This is a genomic window from Diplocloster modestus (genome assembly GCF_019042245.1).
Lineage (GTDB): Bacteria > Bacillota > Clostridia > Lachnospirales > Lachnospiraceae > Diplocloster > Diplocloster modestus.
Genome location: NZ_JAHQCX010000027.1, coordinates 40,845 through 64,613 on the forward strand (window position 1 = coordinate 40,845; position 23,769 = coordinate 64,613).

A 23,769-nucleotide genomic window follows, 5' to 3' on the forward strand; every position below is an offset into this window, starting at 1 on the left:
ACAGAAGAAAAGTACTATACTTGTGAAATTATGGAGAGATACGCAGGATGAGGATCAGTGGGGAGATAAGCTTGCGGTACATAGCATCCGGTCCGCGGATGCACAGCAAAAGAAGTTAAGAGGTGTGAAGATGACGAATCATGTAGTTATGCCGGTTGTGATCGCTTTTTTGATCAGTGTGGCGCTGGGGCCGATTATTATTCCGTTTTTGAGGCGTCTGAAAGTTGGGCAGACAGTAAGGGACGAGGGACCGAAATCACATTTGAAGAAAACCGGTACGCCTACAATGGGCGGTTTGATTATATTGTCCAGTGTGGTTGTAACGTCATTGATCTATATTAAGGACTATCCGATGATCATACCGATTTTGTTCGTGACGGTTGGATTTGGGATTATCGGGTTTCTGGATGATTATATTAAGGTGGTGCTCAGAAGATCGGAAGGGCTGACGCCGATTCAGAAGTTTTTGGGCGAAGTGCTGGTGACCGGGGTATTCGTCTTTTATCTGATTCGGTTTACGGATGTTCAGCTGACATTGTTGATTCCGTTTTCGGATGGGAAATACTGGAATCTGGGGTGGCTTACGATTCCGTTTATGTTCTTTGTGATTATCGGGACTGTGAACGGCGTGAATTTTACGGATGGCCTGGATGGGCTGGCTTCCAGTGTGACGGTTCTGGTGGCTACGTTTTTTACGGTGGTGGCCGTAGGGACCCGCAGCGGGATTGAACCGATTACCTGTGCGGTTGCCGGCAGCCTTTTGGGATTTTTGCTGTTTAATGTGTATCCGGCCAGCGTGTTTATGGGAGATACGGGATCTCTGGCCTTGGGTGGTTTTGTGGCCGCCACGGCGTATGTGCTGCAGATGCCGTTGTTCATCGCGATAGTGGGATTTATTTATCTGGCTGAGGTTTGTTCGGTAATTATACAGGTGGCTTATTTTAAAGTGACCGGCGGGAAGCGGATCTTCCGTATGGCGCCGATCCACCATCACTTTGAGCTGGGCGGCTGGTCGGAGACGAAAGTAGTGGCGGTGTTTTCCGTAATAACGGCGCTCTTGTGCCTGGTGGGATTGATCGCGGTCTCATAATAGCGGCGGAAATGGAATCGGTTATAGATGGATCAGTGGAGAATAGAATCGATTTGAAAATAGAATCGGAGGATAAGGACGATGGATTTACAAGATCAGAAAGTACTGGTGATCGGATGCGGAATCAGCGGAATGGGAGCCGCCAGGCTTCTAGGCCGCGCTAAGGCAGATGTGATCCTGTATGACGAAAATGATAAGAGGGATGCGCAGGAGATTCTCGGCGGACTGCCGGATGGGACGAAGGCGGAGGTAATTCTGGGAGAATGGTCCAGAATACGGATCGGGGAGCTTAAGCTGGCGGTCATAAGCCCCGGAGTACCTATGGATATTCCGATGGTGGAGCAGCTCAGGGAAAAGGGCGTCCCGGTATGGGGAGAGGTGGAGCTGGCCTGGCAGATGGGACACGGAAAGGTGATGGCGGTCACCGGAACCAATGGAAAGACGACCACGACCGCTTTGCTGGGAGAAATAGTTAAAAATGATACGGCGGAAGCTTTTGTCGTGGGAAATATTGGTACAGCTTATACGGAGGTGGCTTCTGAGACGACCAGGGATTCTGTCATCGTGGCTGAGATGAGCAGTTTTCAGCTGGAAGGAATCGTGGAGTTTCACCCGGTGGTCAGCGCGGTTCTGAATATTTCACCGGATCATCTGAACCGACATCACACCATGGAGAATTACATAAATGCGAAGAAACGGATCGCGGTGAACCAGACGGAAGAGGATACCTGTGTGCTGAATTATGAGGATGAGGTAACCAGAAAATTCGGAGAGGAGATCCGCGCCAGGGTCTTATACTTCAGTAGTAAAAGGAAGTTGGAACCTGGAGTTTATCTCAGTGATAATGTGGTTTATTATAACGATGGGACGGAAAATGTTTCTATTTGCAACGTTTTGGAATGTAATCTGCTGGGCCTGCATAATTATGAAAATATCATGGCGGCCGTGGCGTGCGCCGTGTCTTTTGGTATTCCGACGGATGTGATCCGTAATACAGTGACAGCATTCCGGGCGGTGGAACACAGAATCGAGTTTGTGACGGAGAAGAACGGGGTGGTATATTATAACGACTCGAAAGGTACGAATCCGGATGCGGCGATCAAAGGAATTCAGGCCATGACCCGGCCGACCTGCCTGATCGGCGGCGGCTATGATAAGGATTCCTCCTATGAGGAGTGGATCCAGGCCTTTGACGGAAAGGTAAAGCTTCTCGTGCTGATTGGAGCGACCAGAGAGAAAATTGCGGAAGCAGCCAGGGGCTGCGGCTTTGAAGCGATTACATTCGCAGATACACTGGAAGAAGCAGTAAACATCTGTGCGACTGAGGCCCGACCCGGAGATGCGGTATTGTTATCGCCGGCCTGTGCCAGCTGGGGGATGTTCACGAATTACGAAGAACGAGGAAAGATGTTCAAAGAATATGTGAATAACCTATAGGAGTTGAGTGCATGGACCAGAATCGCAGTGACCATATGAAACCCAGGTATAGGAAGGAGGCGGCGGCCTCCGGGCATACCTATATGCCTTTGAAAACAAGGCAGGAAACACCCTCCGGGTATACCTATATGCCTTTAAAAACAAGGCAGATTAAGGAAAGCGCGAAACAGGCGGGATATGTGGATTTGGGCTTGTTATGTATCGTATTAATCCTGGTGGGATTCGGGCTGGTCATGCTGTACAGCACAAGCGCTTATAATGGGCAGATCAAATTCCAGGACGCGGCGTATTATTTAAAGAAACAGCTGTTTGCCACGATTCTGGGTGTCGGCGTGATGATGGTGGTGGCAAATATTGATTATCATTTCTGGGAAAAATTTGCGGTTCTGGCTTATATCGTCTCTTTGATCCTGTCAGGCCTGGTGCTGGTGGTGGGAAGTGAAATCAACGGTTCGAAACGATGGTTGGCTTTGGGGCCGCTGTCCTTTCAGCCTTCGGAATACGCCAAAGTGGCGGTCATATTGTTTCTGGCATTTCTGATCGGCAGAAATGTGAAAAGAATGGGTAAGATAAAGACCATGTTTCTGATTATGCTCTCCATTCTTCCCATTGTGGGTCTGGTGGGCACCAACAACTTAAGTACCGCTATTATCATTCTGGGAATTGCGGTCATCCTGATTTTTGTAGCCAGCCCGAAATATATGCAGTTTATCGGCATGGGCGCGCTGGGCGTCGGATTCATAGCTATCTTCCTAAGCCTGGAATCCTACCGGCTGGAGCGTCTGGCGATCTGGAGAAACCCGGAGGCTTATGAGAAGGGATATCAAACCCTTCAGGGGCTATATGCCATCGGTTCCGGAGGAGTGTTCGGCAGAGGACTGGGAGAGAGTATGCAGAAATTGGGATTCGTCCCAGAAGCGCAAAACGATATGATATTTTCCATCATCTGTGAGGAACTGGGGCTGGTGGGGGCCGTGCTGGTGATCCTGCTGTTCCTGCTGCTGATCTGGCGTCTGATGGTGATCGCGGGAAATGCCACCGATTTGTTCGGGGCTTTGATTGTAACCGGTATTATGGGGCATATGGCCATTCAGGTCATTTTGAATATCGCAGTGGTGACCAATACTATTCCGAATACAGGAATTACCCTGCCGTTTATCAGTTACGGCGGCACATCTGTTTTGTTTTTGCTGGCGGAAATGGGGCTTGCCTTAAGCATCTCCAGCCAGGTAAAAGAAGTATCGCCTCCGAAGGCCTAAAGGCTGATGTATGGCCGCAGCAGGGCACGGAGGGCATTGATAAAGTAGTAACATAACTACGGAAACTGCATATGATGGAATATATGAGTAAAATAGTCTGGTTATAAAACAGACTCTGGAGGAATTGCTAGTTGGACAGAATAGAAATTCTAGGCGGTAATCCATTGTATGGAGAAATTCGAATACAGGGGTCAAAGAATTCCGCATTACCCATCATTGCAGCAACGATCCTTCACAGGGGAGTCTGCGTCCTGCATAATTGCCCGAAAATCATCGACGTGCGTTATATGATTCAGATCCTGAAAAAGATCGGCTGTGAGGCCCACTGGGAGACGGATACGCTGGTCATCGACGCATCCGGTCTGGATTCCAGTGATATTCCGGCGGAATATGCGGAAAAGATGCGCTCTTCCATTATGATGCTGGGGAGCCTTCTGGGAAGGACAAAGGAAGCGTCTATCCCTCATCCCGGCGGGTGTGTGATTGGAAAAAGGCCGATCGATCTTCATATCAGCGGCCTGTCCCGGATGGGAGTTGAGTTCCGGGAATCCCGGATCCTGGAGGCAAAAGCACAAAAGATAGTCGGCTGTCCGGTAGAACTTCCGTTTCCAAGTGTGGGAGCTACGGAAAATCTGATTCTGGCTGCGGTCTTGGCTGAAGGAGAAACGCGGATTAAGGGTGCTGCGATGGAACCAGAGATATTCGAACTCTGCCGGTTTTTAAAAGCAATGGGAGCTGATATTCGAGGAGAAGGCTCACCGGAGATAGGTATCCGGGGAGTGAAAGAGCTGCATGATGTGGAGTATACGATTATTCCCGACCGCATCGTGGCAGGTACTTATCTGTGCGCGGCGGCAGCCACAAAGGGGCAGGTGAGCCTGCTGAATCCCCCCGAGGGGCAGCTGAATGCGTTGTTAGAGATTTTGAGGCAGATGGGAGTTGTGTGCAGACAGGAGAAGGGAACTGTCGTGGTAGATGCCACAGAGGGGACCCACGGTGTCGCACTGGTGGAGACACAGCCGTATCCCGGCTTTCCCACCGATATGCAGTCACAACTGATGGCGGCTCTTTCCGTGGCTGACGGAAAAAGCACCATTAGAGAAATGATATTTGAAGACCGCTATAAAGCGGTGGACGGTCTGGTGAAGATGGGCGCTCATATTCAGGTAAGTGGAAAAGAGGCCGCAATCGAAGGGGTAACCGGGCTGACCGGTACTACTGTGCAGGCGGAAGAACTGCGCGGAGGAGCTGCGCTGGTAATCGCGGGCTTATGTGCGCAGGGAATGACATATATTGAAAACCGGGTATTTATCGACCGGGGGTATGAGGATATCTGCCGTGATCTGAGAAAACTGGGAGGTAATATCCGAAGCAGGGTCGACAGTTGACCTGTATGTGCTGAAAACCGCACAAATGGAGGAACGGTTGAACGAAAAGATGTTCACCCATACCTATATGTGCTGAAAACCGCACAAATGGAGGAACGGTTGAACGAAGAGATGTTCATCCATACCTATATGTGCTGAAAACCGCACAAATGGAGGAAAACAATGAAGGAAAATGCACAAAAGGGAAGGGTAAAAACAAAATGGATAATAATCCTGGTTTTCATCTGCCTGACAGCTGTTGCCGTAGCGGCGGCGGTTGGCATCTTCCATGTTACGGAGGTGGAGGTCCAAGGGAACGTACATTACACAGAAGAGGAAATTAAGGAATTGGTCATGGATGACCGATACAGCACGAATTCGCTGTATCTGATGTTTAAATATAAATATATGGACACACAGCCAATTCCTTTTATAGATACCATAGAGATCACCATGCTTTCACCGAGCAAGATCAGAATCAAAGTATATGAAAAGAGTGTTGTGGGATATATCGAATATCTGGGCACGAACATGTACTTCGATAAGGACGGTGTCGTGGTGGAAAGTTCGGATCTGGTGATGGAAGAGGTACCGCTGATAACAGGGTTGTCCTTTGACAGCATCGTCCTGTATAAGAAACTTCCGGTGCAGAATCAAAAAGTATTCCGGACCATAGTGGATCTGACGCAGATGCTGGACAAGCAGAACTTAAGGCCGGACCGGATTGAATTTACGGATGATATACAGATGAACCTGTTTTTTGGCAGCATAAAAGTTATGCTGGGAAAGGATGAGAATCTGTTTGACAAGATCGACGTCTTAAAAAGCGCCCTGCCCATCGCCCAGCAGGAAGAGATGGTGGGAATTATGCATATGGAGGAGGTCAGCGAAACACAAAGAGATATAAAATTTGAGCGTACGGAATGAAAAAAATCAAATCAAAATCAAATTGTAGGTTGATTATTCTATTAAAAGATTATATTATATAAGATAGTAAGTGCTAGGAATGCGAGCTAAAGGAGGAACTACCTTGTTAGAAATAATGACAAACGATGCGGAATCAACGGCCAGAATCATTATTGTAGGCGTGGGAGGCGCCGGCAACAATGCGGTCAATCGAATGATAGATGAAAAAATAGGCGGTGTGGAATTTGTAGGCGTGAATACGGACAAGCAGGCATTGCAGCTTTGCAAGGCACCCACTGCATTACAAATAGGAGAAAAGCTCACCAAGGGTTTGGGGGCAGGCGCACAGCCGGAGATCGGTGAGAAAGCAGCAGAAGAAAGTGCGGAGGAGATTAAAGACGTATTAAAGGGAGCAGATATGGTGTTCGTCACCTGCGGTATGGGCGGCGGGACAGGAACCGGAGCTACTCCGATCATAGCCAAATGTGCCAAAGATATGGGAATCCTGACAGTCGGCGTCGTGACGAAACCATTTCGTTTTGAAGCCAAGACTCGTATGAATAATGCACTGGAAGGGATTGAAAAGCTTCAGCAAAACGTGGACACGCTGATCGTGATCCCCAACGACAAGCTTCTGGAGATCGTAGATCGCAGAACTACCATGCCGGATGCGCTTAAGAAAGCGGATGAAGTGTTACAGCAGGCCGTACAGGGTATTACGGATCTGATTAATCTGCCCGCGCTGATTAATCTGGATTTTGCCGATGTCCAGACGGTTATGGCAGATAAAGGAATTGCTCATATCGGTATCGGTAAGGCCAAGGGGGATGATAAGGCGATCGAGGCAGTAAAGCAGGCCGTGGCCAGTCCTCTGCTGGAGACCACTATTACCGGTGCTTCCCATGTAATTATCAATATTTCCGGGGATATCACGCTGATGGACGCAAACGACGCCGCCAGCTATGTACAGGATATGACCGGAGAAGATACGAATATCATATTCGGAGCTATGTATGATGACAGTGTGACGGATGAAGCCAGCATTACGGTCATCGCTACTGGTCTGCGCAATTCTTCCATCATCGGACAGGGCGCGAATATCATGCCGAAGTTTTCTTATCAGCCGCCGAAGATGAATGTTCAGAATGCCCAGACTGCAAATACGAACACAGCTAATGCTAGAACAGCTATGCCGAAGGTACAGCCTACGGTAAATACACAGCCGCTGCCCGGGCTTCAGATTCCCAAGCAGCCGGAGGTCAATACCAGAGAGTCTGGTATTAAGATTCCGGAGTTCCTGCAGAAGAACAGAAATAAATAATCCGTTTTTCTACGGGTGATTTTGTTCTGTATTTTCATGATAGTAAATATCATATAATATGACGGAGAATATCTATAAATCATATGTCATAGGATTATTCTGTCTTAGAAATGGTTGATCGGGGTTGTTGTATGGCTTAATTCTGCCGTATAACAACCTCTTTATTCTGGATTTTCTATTTCGTATCCTGTTATTTTCGTATCCTGTTATTTTCGTATCCTATTATTTTCACATCTTGTTGTTTACAAAATCTTATTATCTTTATACTTGTCATATTCATGTCCCATTATTAAAATGTCCTGCTTACTCTATTTTTCTATTATTCTTAAGTTTTGAGTCTTAGTAAGCGTCACGTTCAGGCTCTGGGTATTTTATTCCTACATTCTGTTTCCGTCGAATTACATGATCTGTGTTCTTTTTCTTAAATACTCCAAAACAATCCAATTCATTTGCTCGAGGAACCGCTGATTCCGTCGAGTGGGCACAAATGTACGCCGTCCCCGTCGAAAACCCCAGAAAGAAACTGCGAATCGACACCGTGCTTTTGACAAATTTTCGTGTGACCGGGTCTTATAATGAATATTGCTTAAAGCCAGAACAGCATCACAAAATCCGTAAGGGAAGGATGTGTGATCTTGTATTATGAGCTGTACATAGATGTCTATTTTCTCATCAATCTGGTTATGGATTATCTGCTTTTGCTGTTAGTCAGGAGTATCCTAAAATGCACTGCCACGCATCTTAGAATGCTTCTGGGAGGATTGACCGGAGCAGCCGGCGCCTGCGGTATTGTGCTCCTGCCCGCGTCCCTTCTGATTGGCAAGCTTATATTGACGTATGGGATATTACCCGTATGCATGGTAAAAATCGGGCTTCAACTGAAGGGGAAGAAGCTCATGGTGAAAGGAATTGTGCTCTTTTATCTGGTCTCCTTTTTAACCGGGGGCGTTTACCAGTGGCTGTACGAGCATACCTCATCCAAAACCGGATTCAGGACCTTTCTGTTTTTTTCAGTGGCCAGTTATGCACTGATCCAGGCAGGAATGGGAGTTTACCGGCATTTTATGGCCAAAAATGGAAATATTTATCCGGTAGTGCTGTTTTGGAAGGGAAAATGCTGTCACACCATGGGGTTACTGGATACGGGAAACAGCTTAAAAGACCCTGTCAGGAATAAGCCGGTTTGCATTATAGAATATGATGCTCTAAGCGAACTTATGACGACAGAAATGTGCAGACAGGTGGAAGATATGCTGAAGCTGCGCATTTGCGAAACACAGGAGTACGAACCGGACGGGAATTTTTATTACATTCCCTATCATGCGGTGGGTAAGACCAATGGTCTGCTGCCGGGCTGCTCCATCGATTATCTGCGGATCGATCTGGATGGAGAGGCGAGAATAGTAAAAAAACCGGTGTTGGGGATCTGCGCGGAACAGGTTTCCTCACAGAAGCGGTATCAGATGATCTTGCACCCACAGCTGCTGGAAGGATAAGAATCGTAAACGAGGAGGAGAAATAATGATGATTAAAGTAGCGATACCAGGACATTTTCAATTTCGGGTGTGCCCGAGTTTCCAGAATATACTGTTTACCAGGCAGGGAGACGTTCACTACATAGGCGGCACCGAGGTACTTCCCCCGCCGCTGGAACCCGATAAGGAAGCGGAAATCATCGCGGATCTGGGAACCGAATTTGACGCGGATGCGAAATCCGTGCTGATCGAGCACAACCTGCGGCTGGTCGTCTACATAGCCAAAAAGTTTGATAACACAGGAGTGGGAGTGGAGGACTTAATCTCGATTGGAACCATCGGCCTGATCAAAGCGATTAACACCTTCAATCCCCAGAAAAATATCAAGCTCGCGACATATGCCTCCCGTTGTATAGAAAATGAGATCCTGATGTACCTGCGTCGGAATAACAAGACCAAGATGGAAGTTTCCATCGACGAGCCGCTGAATGTGGACTGGGATGGAAACGAATTGCTGCTGTCCGACATCCTGGGCACCGACGAGGACGTGATCTACAAGGATATTGAAAATGAGGTGGAGCGCAAACTTCTGCAGAAGGCCATCGAAAAGCTGACGGAGCGGGAGAGGACCATCGTGGAACTGCGTTTTGGGCTTAACAATGCTTATGGGGATGAGATGACCCAAAAGGAGGTAGCCGATCTGCTGGGGATCTCGCAGTCCTATATTTCCAGGCTTGAAAAAAAGATTATCAAGCGGCTGAAGAAAGAAATCGTGAGATTCCAGTAGTGACCTGTTGAGAGTCTGGAGCGTTAGCAGGCCTGTAATTGCGCAAGGCCCCATAAGATAAAAGGGTAAGACGTGCGGGAGCGGGAAGCGGGATGGAGAACACCGGCTTCCCGCTCCCATTGTATTTTCTTGGAAATTGTTATTCTGATCAGAATCATAGGATAATGGATTTTATCTCCTGTCTTTTCTTTTAAACGAATCAAATCGATTAAAATTCCTTACTATAATTGATAACTTAAATACATAAGTTTTATGTTATCATATCTATCTAAATTTTCCATTTTTTTCATTCTTTTCCAATCATCCAAAGATCCAATGTTACAATTCACAGCCAGTCCCCTCCCAGTTCGCTGTGAATTGTAACGATACGGTTAATATGATTCACGGCGTATACAGCCGCCTACGACAAACAAGTGTTACATAAGTCGCATTAACAACAAGGAGTGGTCGGTTGAGTTATAGAAGTTTTATAGGTGAGAAGGTAACATGGAACTAGAAAAGGAAGGAGCGGGCGATAAGGATGAATAAACTGATTGTGATGTCGGTGGATGCCATGGTGGATGAGGACATGGAGATGATCGAGAGTCTGCCGAACTTTGGACGTCTGCTTGAGAGGGCAGCCAGGGTACGGGGAGGAATGCGGGGAATCTATCCGGCTCTTACATATCCTTCGCATGTTTCTATGATTACGGGGACTTATCCGGAGGTTCATGGAATTTATCATAATGAGGTGCTGGATCCTTACAGCCGGGAGATGGACTGGTATTGGTTCCGAAGGCAGATACGGGTGGGGACGGTGCTAGATGCGGCGCATGAGGCGGGAATGAGTACAGCGTGTCTGGGGTGGCCCTGTATGGGGGATGACCCGGCTTCCGACTGGAATGTACCGGAGATCTGGCCTAAGCGAGGGGCCGACAATCTGGAAGAGGTTCTTTGCAGGTCTGCGTCCGAAAGTGTGCTGGGAGAACATGGGGTTTTGAGACGGTATCTGCATGTGTACCGGAAGCTGGGACGCTTTTTTGTGGATCAGGCTATGGTTAGCTGCGCCTGTGAACTGATCCGGAGAGAACAGCCAGATGTTATGTTTTTACATGTAGCATATTTGGATCATGTCAGGCATGGATGCGGGCTATATGGAGGGCAGGTGGAGAAGGCGCTGATGGTCCATGATGACTGGCTGGGCAGGATTATGGATGAGGTGGAACGGGCCGGGATTTATGAACGGACGAATTTTGCCGTTGTCAGCGATCATGGACAGCTGCCGGTGGAACAGATGTTTCAGCCGAATGTTTTGCTGGCCGGGGAGGGATTGATCCGGCTGGATGGGGAGGGAAATGTGACAGACTGGGATGCCTATTGTAATTCTGCGGCGCTGTCGGCGCAGGTGCATGTCAGGGATCCGGAAGATGGCGGGGTCAGGAGGAAGGTGGAGAAGGTTTTAAGGGAGATAAGCCAGAATCCGGTGTATGGAGTGGAAGCGGTTTTTACGAAGGAGGAAGTGAGAAGGGAACAGCATCTGGATGGTGATTTCCTATATGTTCTGGAGGGACGGTATGGGACTGGCTTTGGCAATGCATCTATGGGGCCGGCATTGGTGAAGCCGGATCATTCGGACTATAAGTTCTGTGTTTCTTCCCATGGGCATTTGCCCTATAAAGGGCCGCAGCCGGTATTTTTTATGAGCGGGCCTGATGTGAGAGCGGGAGCGGTTATGGAAAGACAGCGGATTATAGATGAAGCACCAACTTTTGCCCGGATGCTGGGAGTATCTATGAAAGAGGTACAAGGTCGCTGTATGAAGGAATTACTGATCTTATAATGGTAATTTGGAAAGATGAAGAAGCATGGGAACAAAGGCGATTATAGGCAGGAAATGAAGGTGGAGAAGCGTGAGACGAAAGACGATTATGGGAGGAAATAAAGGTAGGACCTCGGACACAAAAGTGGTCGGGGACAGTAGTATGAAGTTGAGACGGCCGAATGGGCTGGTGACGGAAACCAGAAAAAACTGGAGATTGTTTTTGATGATTGCTCCGGCGGTGCTCTTCTTTCTGGTGTTTAATTATGGGCCTATGGTGGGGATTTATTACGCGTTTACACAGTACAGTTTCGGTGATGGTTTGCTGGGGAGTCCTTTTGTGGGGCTTACTAATTTTAAGATTCTTCTGCAGAATGGCAGCCTCGGATATCTGACGAGGAATACGGTGCTGTATAATCTGGTGTTTATTGTGGTTGGAAATGTGCTGGAGGTGCTGGTGGCGGTGTTGATACACCGGCTGACTTCCAGTAAGTTTAAGAAATTTTCCCAGTCGGTGATTTTGTTCCCTTATGTGATTTCTTTTGTGATTGTGCAGGTGTTCGCTTATGCCATGCTGAACGGGAATTCGGGTGCGCTGACACATTTTATCAGGGAAGGGCTGGGGGCTTCGGGCTTTAACGCTTATACCACACCGTCGATCTGGAAGTATGTGATTGTACTGGTGTATTTGTGGAAACATACGGGATATGGGATGATTATTTATCTGGCGGCGCTGAGCGGTATCAGCAGGGATTATTATGAGGCGGCTCAGATCGACGGGGCAACGGCGGTCCAGCAGATCCGGTATATTACGCTTCCGCAGCTGGTGCCTACCTTTATTACGCTGCTGCTTCTGGCCATCGGCAATATTTTGCGGGGACAGTTTGAACTGTTTTATCAGCTGGTTGGAACGAACGGACTTTTGTATGAACAGACGGATATATTTGATACGTTTGTGTTCCGACTGCTTCAGAATTCTTTTGATGTGGGGCTTGGAACGGCCGCCGGTTTGTATCAGTCGTTTTTTGGACTGGTGGTAGTGCTGGCCTGCAACTATTTTGTGAAACGGTCTGAGCCGGGATACGCTTTGTTTTAAAAGGGGACGGGAGCATATGAAGAAAAAAATAACAGCGATCGACGTGTTCTCTTACGGGTTTATTTCAGCTTTAACACTGGTAAGCCTTCTGCCCATGTTGATGATTGTCGTGGCATCTTTTACAGATAATAATACGATTTTGAGAGAGGGTTACTCTTTTTTCCCAAAGCAGTGGTCGGCCCATGCTTATCTATATATTTTTGCTTCCGGCGGGGATGTAGTGCGCTCTTATGGAGTGACAGTCCTGATTACAGCTGTGGGATCAGGGGCAGGACTGTTTGTGACGGCTCTGGCGGGTTATGTTTTGAATTGTAAGAAGTTTAAGTACCGGAATAAATTTTCATTTTTCTTTTATTTCACAACTCTGTTTTCAGGCGGCCTGGTTCCCTTTTACATTATGGTGGCTACGGTTCTGGGATTGAAGGACAGCCTTCTGGCAGTGATCCTGCCGGGGCTGACCAGCCCGTTTCTGATTATTATTATGCGGAGTTTTATTACAACGACGATTCCGGATTCTCTGATGGAATCCATGAGAATGGATGGGGCGACGGATTTTACTATTTTTGGCAGACTGGTTCTGCCGCTGATGAAACCGGCTCTGGCTACAGTGGGATTGTTTTTGGCTTTGAATTACTGGAACGGCTGGTATCTGCCGATGTTGTTTTTAAACCGGCCCAGGGATTTCCCGATCCAGTATTATTTGCATACTATGATGTCGGTTCAGAGGATGGCTGCCACATCGGGGGCAGCGGTTCAAGGAATGCAGTTTCCCGGTGAATCCATTAAGATGGCGATGGCTGTAGCAGCAACAGCTCCGATCTTGTTTGCTTACCCTTTTGTGCAGCGGTATTTCGTGGAGGGGTTGACGGTAGGGGCTGTAAAAGAATAAACTTTATGAAGGAGGATTTTGTAATGAGGAAAATGTGGAAGAAGGTATTGACGGCAGGCCTGTGTGTGGTGACGATGGCTATGCTGCTTACCGGCTGCGGCTCGGATGGAGCGGCCGGCGGACAGAATCAGGGATCGACGGATTCCGGAACAGGCGGGACGACGGCCAGTGCAGCAGACGGGGAGACGGTGCATTTAAAGATCGCCACCTGTGTCGCTCCACCCAATAACATGGACAAGATCGTAGAACAGGCCAATGAGATTCTGCGGGAAAAGCTGAATATTACCATCGAAGTGGTTCCGCTGGCCTTCGACAGTTCAAAGTATAACCTGCTGCTGACAACGGGAAATGATGTGGATCTGATCTATACCGCTACCTGGGCAAAATTTCAGACCAATGCGCTGGATGGGGCTTATCTGCCGCTGAAGGAGCTGATCCGGAAGGAGGTACCAAAGCTTTGGAGCTCTATCCCGGAGGATTCATGGAAAAAATGCGAGATTGATGGAGAAATCTATAATATCCCCTCCACTTCCGATGATTTACTGGAGATCGGGTTCACCTACCGGGAGGATTTGAGAAAGAAATATAATCTCCCGGAGATAACGGATGTGGCATCCATGGAGGCATATTTTAAAGGGATCCAGGAAAACGAATCCACGATGGTGGCCTGTTCCGACCGGGGAGGAAGAATCAATGAGATGTTCCAGATCTTAAACGGCTGGTATGCCATGAGTAATGACCTGGCTTATGATTTGAAAGGGGATCAGGGGGTTGTAGTTTATTCCAAGACGGATTCTTTTAAGCAAGGGGTGGAGACAGCCAGAAAATGGGTGGAGAATGGCTGGATTGACAGCGATATTATCTCCACGGATGTGGATTCTGCAGGCCAGTTCCTGTCGGGGAAATATGCGAGTACCATTTCCTATGCTACAGGTGAGTCTTTTAATCTGATCTATTCGCCGGCGTTGGTGTCGAATCCGGACTGGGAGATTAAAATGGTAAATTTTGGAGCCATGGGTCAGAGAGTGCTGCAGAAGCACCCGATGCACACGGCATTTGGAATGCCAAAAGCCAGCCCTCATCCGGTGGAAGCGCTGAAATTTATGCTGGAACTTCGGACCAATGAGGAGCTGTATCAGTTACTGGACTGTGGAATTTTAGGTGAGGATTATGAAGTGGCGGACAGCGGAAATTATAAATCCTTAAATTCTGCGCAGCATCCTGCGTTTACCAAAGAGGGTCTGGGCCTGACCGGATTTTATTACAGTGTGCCGGAGTTAAGCCTGAAACCGGAGCATTACGAGTATGTGGCGGATGTGTATCAGACGATGGAACCCTTTGTGGTGGATAACACGATAATGGGCTTCCCAGCAGATGATACGGCGGTAAAGGCAGAGGTAACCGCGGTGAACCAGCTGATCTCCCAGTATCTGAACCCGCTGATTAACGGGATGGTGGATGATACCGACGCAGGGATCGAAGATTTGAATAAGCGTCTGGATGAGGCCGGAATTGAAAAAATCCATGAGACGATTCTTATGCAGGCCAATGATTATATGGCGGTGATACAAGGAGAATAAGATGGTAGAAATCAGCTTCCGGAACGCTTCGGGAAGCTGATTTCTGTAGTTTGACAGTGCCGGACGGAATCAGCTATAATTTAGAAAAAAGGGGAAACAGGAAGAAAGCCGATGACAGTTGATGGGAACAGGGGAAAGAAAGTTGTTAACAGACAGGAAAGTTGGTATGAACAGAGAAAAGAAAGTCGGGGTTAAGCGGGATAAGAAAAGCCTGATGAAAAGGATCAGTCCGACCCTGTGGGCACTGATGGGGGCTCTGTTAGTGGGAATACTGCTGAATTTCGCTGCTATTTTTTATACAAGGTACGAGCAGCATCAGTATGCGCTGATGGCGGTAAAGGCCAACATGGATTCCGTGGACAGGGAGATCAGTGCGATTACCAGGAATCAGGCAAAGATGATTATAGACTACACCCAGGGAGAAGGCGCATTGTATACACCTTTAAAAATGCTGCTTTATGCTCCTCCGGACTCCGCGGAACAGCAAAAAGGCCGGGAACAGTTAAACAATGCATTTTCCGTGTATTTTTTTGACTATGCGGCAAAGTTTCATTTCTTTCTCTATCTGCCCGGCCAGGATGCTTATATTCCCTGTGAAGGTGCTGCTGTAGAGCAGGAACCTGCGGATACCATCGTTTCCCTGATCCAGGAGGGGACGATCAATGAGTATGCCAAGGATACAGAATGGTCCATCGTGGAGCGGGAAGAGGAAACATATCTAATCAAGACCCTGAAATACCAGGATATCTGGTTTGGGTATTGGCTGACGGCAGACAGCCTGATACATCTGATGAACAACATTAGCGACGTGGGGGATGGCAGTCTGATCTTGACCACACTGGATGGACAGAACCTGACCGGGATCCCACATAAAGTGGACAAATATATGGACCGGATCGGTTTTTTTTCCGAATATATCGAGATACAGAAGAAATTCCAGAAGATTCCGTTTGCCATCCGCTACTTTGTGCCGGTATCCAGGATCTTTCAGAATATCCTGTGGTTCCAGCTGATCCTGACTTCCGTCACCATCATTACGGCCCTGGGGCTGGTTCTCTATTTTTTCTATACGGTGCGGCATATCGTGAAACCGATTCAGTCTTTTTGCGAAGGCCTATCATCCTATGGGGGGGAAGAACTGCCGGAGCTTGACAGCGCCAGGATATTGGAACTGGAGCAGGCAGACATGCAGTTCCGCAATCTGGCGGAGCAGATCAAAAGCCTGAAAATCTCGCTCTATGAAAAACAGATGGAACAGCAGCGGGAGGTAATCGAATTCATGAAACTTCAGATCAAACCGCATTTCTACCTGAATTGCCTGAATCTGGCTTATAATCTGGTGGAACTGGAAAAATTCCAGGAGTGCAAGCAGATGCTTCGGTTGACTTCGGAATATTTCCGGTATCTGCTGAAGAGTGATATGAGAAAGGAACTGATCCGGGATGAACTGGCATATGTGAGAAATTATTTGAATATCCAGAGTATCCGGTACCGCCGGGCGTTTGCTTTTTATATCGAACAGGACCCGGGTACGTGTGATTGCTATATTCCTCCTTTGATTATTCAAACCTTTGTGGAAAACGCGGTGAAAAATACGGTGGCGCTGGAGCGGCCGGTGGATATATCTGTTACGGTCATGGAAGAGGAAGCGGGGGACGGTCCGGTCATCAATATATTCATCACCGATACGGGGGATGGCTTTCCGGAACAGGTTCTAAAACAGCTGCAAAACGGCGAATCCATGGAAAGAGCAGATGGAACGGGCATCGGGATAGCCAACAGTATCAAGCGGCTGCAATACCATTTTGGCGGCCAATATAAGGTCAGCTTTTATAACAGCCCGCTTGGCGGAGCAGTAGTCGCGCTGAAAATTCCCGTGTGCAAAAAGGGCGACGTGGAAGTGGAAAATGCAAATACATTTGTCATATAAGCAAAAGGAACCATACATCTGGAAAATAGAGCATACAGGCGTAATCGTTTGTGCGAAAGGAAGTCTATGAGGATAGCAGAGGATTATGTGGAAAAAATATACGCGGGATTTTTGGGAATGAATATGGGGATCCAGTTAGGAGCCCCGGTAGAATCGCCGTTGTGGAACTACGAGAGGCTTCGGGCTACCTTTGGTGATATCCGGGGGCCTATTCACCGGTATTCTGTTTTTGCGGCGGACGATGATGTCAATGGTCCGGTGTTTTTTATGCGATCTCTGTATGATAAGAGGGATCAGGGAGAACTGACGGCTCAGGATGTGGCCGAAGCCTGGCTGAATTATACCAGAGCGGGCAGGGGGATGTTTTGGTGGGGCGGTTATGGGATCAGCACCGAACATACCGCCTATCTGAATCTGAAAAGTGCAATTCCGGCTCCGCGTTCCGGAAGCATTGAGCAGAACGGAACCGCACTGGCGGAGCAGATCGGGGGTCAGATCTTTATCGATACCTGGGGGTTAGTTTTTCCCGGGGAGCCCACACTGGCCGCTGATTATGCACAGACTGCGGCCAGCGTATCCCATGACGGGGAAGGGCTCCTGGGTGCCAGATTCTTTGGAGCGGCCATAGCGGAAGCATTCCGGGCCAAAACGATCGATCAGGTAATGAAACGGGCACTGGCGGAGATACCGGAAGATTCGGATTATAGCAGAGTCGTGAAAGCAGTCATGGTTTTTCATGAGGATGAGCAGGAGGATTTTCGGGCATGTGTCGACATGGTAAGGCGGGAGTGGGGATATGAACGCTATCCGGGAAACTGTCCTATCATTCCCAATGCTGGAATCTGTGCGCTTGCCATGCTGTATGGAAATGGGGACCTGGGACGAACGATAGAAATCGCGGTGATGTGCGGGTGGGACACGGACTGTAACGCTGGAAATGTAGGTACGGTCCTGGGAGTTTTGAACGGTCCTGAGGGACTGCCCGGGCGCTATCGGGAGCCGATTGGCGACCGGATCATTTTGTCCAGTGCATGCGGGTCGCTAAATATACTGGACGTTCCCAGTTTTTCCAAAGAGCTGGCTTGTCTGGGATATCGTCTGGCGGAACAACCGGTGCCGGAAGAAGTGGCAGAATGGATCACGCCAGGGCAGCTGCATTTTGACTTCTCCCTGCCGGGTTCTGTGCATGGATTCCGAACGGACGGGCTTATGTCAGCACCTTCCAAAGGTACTGCTGCGGGCGATGAGCGGGGCTTGAGGATTGTACTGGACAATATCAGTGTCGTGTCCCAGAGGAGGCTCTGGTACAAACCTTATTATATGAGAAAAGATTTTGAAGATGAGCGCTACGATCCGGTATTTTCCCCTCTGGCTTACCAGGGACAGGAAGCGGAGCTTGAACTATATCTGAAACAATGGGAAGGGGACGCTGAAATAGGTGTATTTCCCTATGTAAGAACAGCTGTTGGAGTGAAGATACTGGAAGGGCCATGGAGGATATTAAAGAGGAAAGAAGCGACAAGGATCAGTTTCCTTCTTCCGGACACACAGGGGGACTGTATCGATGAGGTGGGAATCCGTATAGCGGGTGACGGTCATTTCCTCTCCGGGTCCGGAATGCTTTATCTTCGATCCTTTAAGATCAGCGGTCCTTACCGCCAGAAAATTGATTTTCGAAAGCAGACAATACAGTTTGGCAGTATCACGCCGTTTTCACACAACGAAGGCCACTGGAGCTTATCGCCTGATGGTATGGGCATGGAAGCGATGTCTCTGGCAAAAGCCCAGAGCTACACGGGCTGGTATTATACAAAAGAAGGCGGGATCCGATGTCCGGTTACCCCGATAACCGGAGAGGGCCATATGCTGGGGATAAGGGTACAGGGAGTGATGCGGGGGTATTACGCAGGCCTGTACCGTAAGAATAAAGCTGCGATTTTGAAAGAGGATTTTGGAGTGACGATCCTTACGGAAACAGATTTCGAATGGCAGATCGGAAAGTGTTATGATATCGTTTTGACAGCGGAGCAGGAGGTCCTGTCTCTTTTCATCGACGGCCGGGAGATTCTCAGAGTAAAAGACCGGCAGTTTTCCTATGGAATGTTCGGGTGTATCCGATTGTACGCCGGGAGATGCCTGTATGGGAATATGGAGATAACAGGAACAAAACTTTTATAGTAGTAAGCAAGGAACGATATGAAAGAAAAAGTGGGAAGAGGCGGGAGTGAAAAATGGAGTTGCATAAAACAAAGATACATAAAACAGAGCCCTACAGGATAGAGGAAAATCAAACAGAACCAGCGGTATTGAACAAAAGAATCGAGTGTGTACTGGAAGCACTGGTGACCGGAGATGCTATGGGAATGCCGACAGAATTCATGACGAGAAATGATATCAAAAATAAATTCAAAGGCTATGTGGATCAGATCATTGACACCAGATATTCCCGGCTGCACAGGGATCTGCCGACAGGCAGTGTTACGGATGACAGCGAACAAAATCTGATATTGATGCGTAAATACATCGAAAATGGAGAGGTCACCGTGGAAGCCACGGCAGACGGCCTGCTTCAATGGATCGAAGAAACAGATGCCTGTGCCAGGAACTACATCGGCCCCAGTGCCAGAAAAGCTTTGACAGATATACAAAACGGTCTTTCCCCTTACGAGAGCGGGAAAACAGGTACCACCTGCGGTGGAATCATGCGGGTACCCAGTGCGTTCCTGGCCTGCCCATATCAGGAAGAAGAGGAACTGACAAGCCGGATCAGAAGATGTCTGATTCCCACACACAATACATCCGAGGCCTTGGAGGCGGCAGGGGCTTATGGTTTTGCATTGCGGTCTGCTTTTTGGAACGCGGACTTTGATACAGTGATAGAAGCGGCCCTGCGGGGTGCCGGTCAAATGCTGGAAGCTGTGGAGGAGATACACAGCGCACCTTCATCAGCGGCCCGGATCAGGGAAGTTGTCGGGAGAAGCCGGGAGATGGGGGAAACCCAGCTGATGGACTGGCTGCATGACGTTCTGGGATGTGGTCTTAGTTCGGCAGATGTCTGCGGAGCGGTTTTCGCAGTTTTTGCAAAAGCCCGGACGGATGTGTTCAAAGCAATCTGCATGGGGGCATCCATGGGAGGCGACACGGATACTATCGCTGCCCTGGCCGGAGCCTTATGCGCTGCCTTTGCCGGAAGGCACAATATACCGGCGGAGATACAAAATATGGTGCTGGAAACCAACCATCTGGATCTGGAACAATTATCTCAAAGTGTGTCTGTAAGACATATAACCTCTCTGTAAACATGTATATGAAGTGATTAAAAGATGGCAGAGTTTACAATGCAGAAAACCAGGACGGAAAGGAAAATATGACCATGAATATTCTGATTGTAGATGACGATTCGTATGTATTGGAGATGATCCGTAAAAAACTTGACTGGGAAAGAATGGGAATAACGGAAATCTTCTCGGCGACAAGTGCCAATCAGGCAAAAGAGATCATCACCGGCCAGACAATCGATATTCTCCTGTCCGATATCGAGATGCCGGGGGAGAGCGGACTGGAGCTTTTGGAATGGGTACGCCGGCAGAATATTGATCTGGAAGCCATGTTCTTAACCAGCTACGCCGAATTCGAGTATGCAAAGAAAGCAATCGAGCTGAAAAGCCTGGAATACTATCTGAAACCAGTGGATGAGGAAGCATTGTCCAGGGGGATCTGTTCCGCGGTCATCCGCTGCAAAGACCATAAAAAGATCGGTGACTATATAAAACAAAGCAAATATCTTGCTTCGCATTCCCATGTAATTGAAGAGCATTTCTGGCGGGATATCAGGACAGGACATTTAGAAAATCCGGCAGAGAGTATCCCGGAAAGGTTGAAAGCGGATGCGCTGCCCTATACACCGGACCAGCATTTCGCTGTCGTCCAGTTCCGTATCATGCCCCTGTTAAACCGGGACATGGATGAATACCTCCGCATACACAGCTGCCACATATATAAAACCCTGCAGGATTATTACAAGGACACCTACTATCAGATTGTCAGCAAATATACGGAATACGGGGGGCAATTCGGCTTGTGTCTGAATTTGGTGTCAGATATCTGCAACCTGATCGACATAAAAAACACCACCTACCGATTCATAGAGAAGCTGGAGAACCGGGAAAATCTGGAAATACGCGCTGCCATCACGGACATCGTCCATCTGGATCAGATCTACGCCCAGACCCAATACCTCAGAGAAAACCTGGCCGGACTTATAGAGATCCCCGAAAAAGTTTTCTCCGTGGCAGACAGAATCCCCCGCGAAAAGATTACCTATAACATGCCCGATCTGGAAATATGGGAAACCCTGTTCCAAAGCGGCAGACAGGACATTCTGAGCACCAAAATATCTGATTATTTGTCCAGGCTGGCCCAGCGTAAGAAAGTCAGCAGCTTCGTGCTGAAAATGTTCCGTATGGATATCGAACAGCTCGTCTACCGCTACCTGAGCGAACAGCATGTAGAAATGTATAAATTGTTCGATGAAAAAGAAGCCGAGGAACTCTGCGATCTTTCCATCCAGTCCGTAGATTACATGAAACAATACGCAGGCTACCTGATCACCAAATCTATCGAATACGCAGCCATGACAGAAAAGACCGACTCCATCATCACCAGAGTCCGGGAATACCTGGACGATCACTATCAGATGCCGGTCACCCGCAACGATCTGGCCAACGTCGTATATCTGAACCCCGATTATCTCTCCAGACTTTTCAAAAAGGAAATGAACACCTCCATTAACGCTTACATCATCGATAAACGAATCGACCGTGCCAAAGTGCTTCTTGAACACAGCGACATGCCGGTCCATGCGGTTTCCATGGAGGTGGGCTACAGTAACTTTTCCTATTTTACGAAACTCTTTCATGAAAAGACGGGGCGGACGCCGAATGAGTTCCGAAGGGCCGGGGAATAGGGCTGGGTGAGTAGAGGCGGGTTAGGTGACTATCTGACTTCTGGCTGGGACGGGAAAATATGAAGAATAATACGATGTTCTAAATATCTTGTAGTTTTTAGGGATGGTGGTACAATAAAAAGAAAAGGTAGGGGAAACGCATGAAACTTACATTTATCGGGGCTGCTCATGAAGTTACTGGCAGCTGCCATCTGCTGGAGGCTTGCGGGAAACATATATTAATTGATTGCGGTATGGAACAGGGGCGGGATATCTATGAGAATCAGAAGCTGCCGGTCGCGCCGGATGAGATTGATTATATTTTGCTTACGCATGCCCATATTGATCATTCCGGGCTGATACCGCTGATGTGTAAGAACGGGTTTAAGGGGCAGGTGTTCAGCACTTATGCTACGTATGACCTCTGCGGTATTATGCTGCGTGACAGTGCCCATATTCAGGAGTTTGAGGCAGAGTGGAGGAATAGAAAAGCCAGAAGGTCGGGAGCGGAGCCATATGAACCGCTGTATACCATGAATGATGCCCTGGCGGCGATCGGGCTGATGGTGCCGGTTGTGTATGCGGAACGGATTACGCTATGTGAAGGGATTGATATCCGCTTCAATGATATGGGGCATCTGCTGGGATCGGCCAGTATCGAAGTGTGGATTCAGGAAGGGGACATATCGAAGAAAATAGTTTTTTCCGGGGATGTTGGGAATCTGAACCAGCCGATTATCAAAGATCCCTCATTTGTGGAGTCCGCGGATTATGTAGTGATCGAATCTACCTATGGGGACCGGCTGCACGGGGAGGAGCATCCGGATTATGTCGGCAGCTTTACCAGGATTCTGAGAGAAACTTTTGCACGGGGAGGCAATGTGGTCATTCCGTCTTTTGCAGTGGGCCGTACCCAGGAGCTGCTGTATTTTATACGGGAGATTAAGGAGAAGAATCTGATTCGTGAGTATCCGGGGTTCGAAGTCTATGTGGATAGTCCGCTGGCGATTGAGGCAACGAAAGTATTTAACATGAATACCAGGGCCTGCTTTGATGAAGATGCGCTGGCGCTGGTGGATAAGGGGATTAATCCGCTGCTGTTTCCGGGGCTTAAGACGGCCACTACCAGCGAGGATTCCAGACAGATTAATTTTGATGAGAAACCGAAAGTGATAATTTCTGCATCCGGGATGTGCGAGGCCGGCCGTATCCGGCACCATCTGAAGCATAATCTGTGGCGGAAAGAAAGCACGATTCTGTTTGTGGGATATCAGGCGGAGGGAACGCTGGGCCGTAAGCTGCTGGAGGGCGCTGATACGGTCAAAATCTTCGGCGAACCGATTGAGGTGGATGCTAAGATCGAGAGCCTGAAGGGGATCAGCGGTCATGCGGATAAGAACGGCCTGCTTCGCTGGCTGGGAGGTTTCCAGTCTGATATCCAGCATGTGTTTGTAGTCCACGGGGAAGATGAGGTGACGGATGCCTTCGCCCATACCGTGGAGGAAGTTATCGGATGTCAGGCATTTGCGCCTTATACCGGAGGCTGCGTGGATCTGGCCACTGGTGAGATCTTAAGCGAAGGGGTCAGGGTACGGAAGACAAAAGAAAAACCGGAGACTCAGCGTGCAGAGAATGCGTTCCGGCGTGTGGTGGAGGCCGGTAAACGTCTGATGGCGGTGATTATGAAGAACGAGGGCCTGGCAAATAAGGACCTGGCTAAATTCGAGAACCAGATCAATAACCTGGCGGATAAGTGGGATAGGGATTAATCACCAGGAAAGGATCATCCGGAGCAGATTATCGTTCCGGATGATGATATGCTCCCTTTTAGGTAGACAAGTGAAATAATAAAAACTTGTTTCCTGAAAGGGGGTATTTTTTTGAGTAGA

General features: G+C 48.4%; 17 protein-coding genes. All 17 read left to right on the forward strand.

The window, feature by feature from the left end:
• Positions 1-130: 130 nt before the first annotated feature.
• The 17 genes from mraY (at position 131) to KTH90_RS23905 (ending at position 23,649) form a co-directional block, all read left to right on the forward strand.
• Positions 131-1,090, forward strand: coding sequence for a phospho-N-acetylmuramoyl-pentapeptide-transferase (mraY, locus tag KTH90_RS23825; protein ID WP_158354656.1), 960 nt, complete (start codon positions 131-133; stop codon positions 1,088-1,090).
• 81 nt (positions 1,091-1,171) lie between these two features.
• Positions 1,172-2,527 carry a UDP-N-acetylmuramoyl-L-alanine--D-glutamate ligase gene (gene murD, locus KTH90_RS23830; RefSeq protein WP_158354540.1) on the forward strand — a complete coding sequence of 452 codons (1,356 nt, stop codon included), beginning with the start codon at positions 1,172-1,174 and terminating at the stop codon, positions 2,525-2,527.
• Between the two features lie 149 nt (positions 2,528-2,676).
• The gene (locus KTH90_RS23835; RefSeq protein ID WP_408626309.1) at positions 2,677-3,786 is read left to right on the forward strand and encodes an FtsW/RodA/SpoVE family cell cycle protein; all 1,110 of its coding nucleotides are present in this window, start codon (positions 2,677-2,679) and stop codon (positions 3,784-3,786) included.
• Between the two features lie 131 nt (positions 3,787-3,917).
• Entirely contained in the window at positions 3,918-5,174 is a 1,257-nt protein-coding gene (gene murA, locus KTH90_RS23840) for a UDP-N-acetylglucosamine 1-carboxyvinyltransferase (RefSeq protein WP_158354542.1), read from the forward strand.
• 162 nt (positions 5,175-5,336) lie between these two features.
• Positions 5,337-6,080: a cell division protein FtsQ/DivIB gene (locus KTH90_RS23845; protein WP_158354544.1), complete on the forward strand. Its 744-nt coding sequence runs from the start codon at positions 5,337-5,339 to the stop codon at positions 6,078-6,080.
• A 103-nt stretch (positions 6,081-6,183) separates the two neighbouring features.
• Positions 6,184-7,380: a cell division protein FtsZ gene (gene ftsZ, locus KTH90_RS23850; RefSeq protein WP_158354546.1), complete on the forward strand. Its 1,197-nt coding sequence runs from the start codon at positions 6,184-6,186 to the stop codon at positions 7,378-7,380.
• 635 nt (positions 7,381-8,015) lie between these two features.
• Complete coding sequence (locus KTH90_RS23855) at positions 8,016-8,876, forward strand: sigma-E processing peptidase SpoIIGA (RefSeq protein ID WP_158354621.1); 861 nt, start codon at positions 8,016-8,018, stop codon at positions 8,874-8,876.
• 25 nt (positions 8,877-8,901) lie between these two features.
• Positions 8,902-9,642, forward strand: coding sequence for an RNA polymerase sporulation sigma factor SigE (gene sigE / locus KTH90_RS23860; protein ID WP_158344548.1), 741 nt, complete (start codon positions 8,902-8,904; stop codon positions 9,640-9,642).
• 520 nt (positions 9,643-10,162) lie between these two features.
• A complete protein-coding gene (locus KTH90_RS23865) occupies positions 10,163-11,461 on the forward strand; it encodes an alkaline phosphatase family protein (RefSeq protein ID WP_158354623.1) in 1,299 nt (432 codons plus the stop codon).
• 70 nt (positions 11,462-11,531) lie between these two features.
• Positions 11,532-12,536 (forward strand): ABC transporter permease, encoded by a 1,005-nt coding sequence (locus KTH90_RS23870; protein WP_238727558.1) that lies wholly within the window; start codon positions 11,532-11,534, stop codon positions 12,534-12,536.
• 16 nt (positions 12,537-12,552) lie between these two features.
• On the forward strand, positions 12,553-13,425 hold the full coding sequence (locus tag KTH90_RS23875; RefSeq protein WP_158354625.1) for a carbohydrate ABC transporter permease: 873 nt from the start codon (positions 12,553-12,555) through the stop codon (positions 13,423-13,425).
• A gap of 23 nt (positions 13,426-13,448) precedes the next feature.
• Entirely contained in the window at positions 13,449-15,005 is a 1,557-nt protein-coding gene (locus tag KTH90_RS23880; RefSeq protein WP_238727559.1) for an extracellular solute-binding protein, read from the forward strand.
• Positions 15,006-15,171: 166 nt separating this feature from the next.
• Entirely contained in the window at positions 15,172-16,935 is a 1,764-nt protein-coding gene (locus KTH90_RS23885) for a sensor histidine kinase (RefSeq protein WP_238727560.1), read from the forward strand.
• A 66-nt stretch (positions 16,936-17,001) separates the two neighbouring features.
• Entirely contained in the window at positions 17,002-19,113 is a 2,112-nt protein-coding gene (locus tag KTH90_RS23890; protein ID WP_238727561.1) for an ADP-ribosylglycohydrolase family protein, read from the forward strand.
• A 53-nt stretch (positions 19,114-19,166) separates the two neighbouring features.
• A complete protein-coding gene (locus KTH90_RS23895; protein ID WP_158354642.1) occupies positions 19,167-20,234 on the forward strand; it encodes an ADP-ribosylglycohydrolase family protein in 1,068 nt (355 codons plus the stop codon).
• Between the two features lie 74 nt (positions 20,235-20,308).
• A complete protein-coding gene (locus KTH90_RS23900) occupies positions 20,309-21,901 on the forward strand; it encodes a response regulator transcription factor (RefSeq protein ID WP_238727562.1) in 1,593 nt (530 codons plus the stop codon).
• A 140-nt stretch (positions 21,902-22,041) separates the two neighbouring features.
• Positions 22,042-23,649 carry an MBL fold metallo-hydrolase RNA specificity domain-containing protein gene (locus KTH90_RS23905; protein WP_158354646.1) on the forward strand — a complete coding sequence of 536 codons (1,608 nt, stop codon included), beginning with the start codon at positions 22,042-22,044 and terminating at the stop codon, positions 23,647-23,649.
• Positions 23,650-23,769 lie beyond the last annotated feature (120 nt).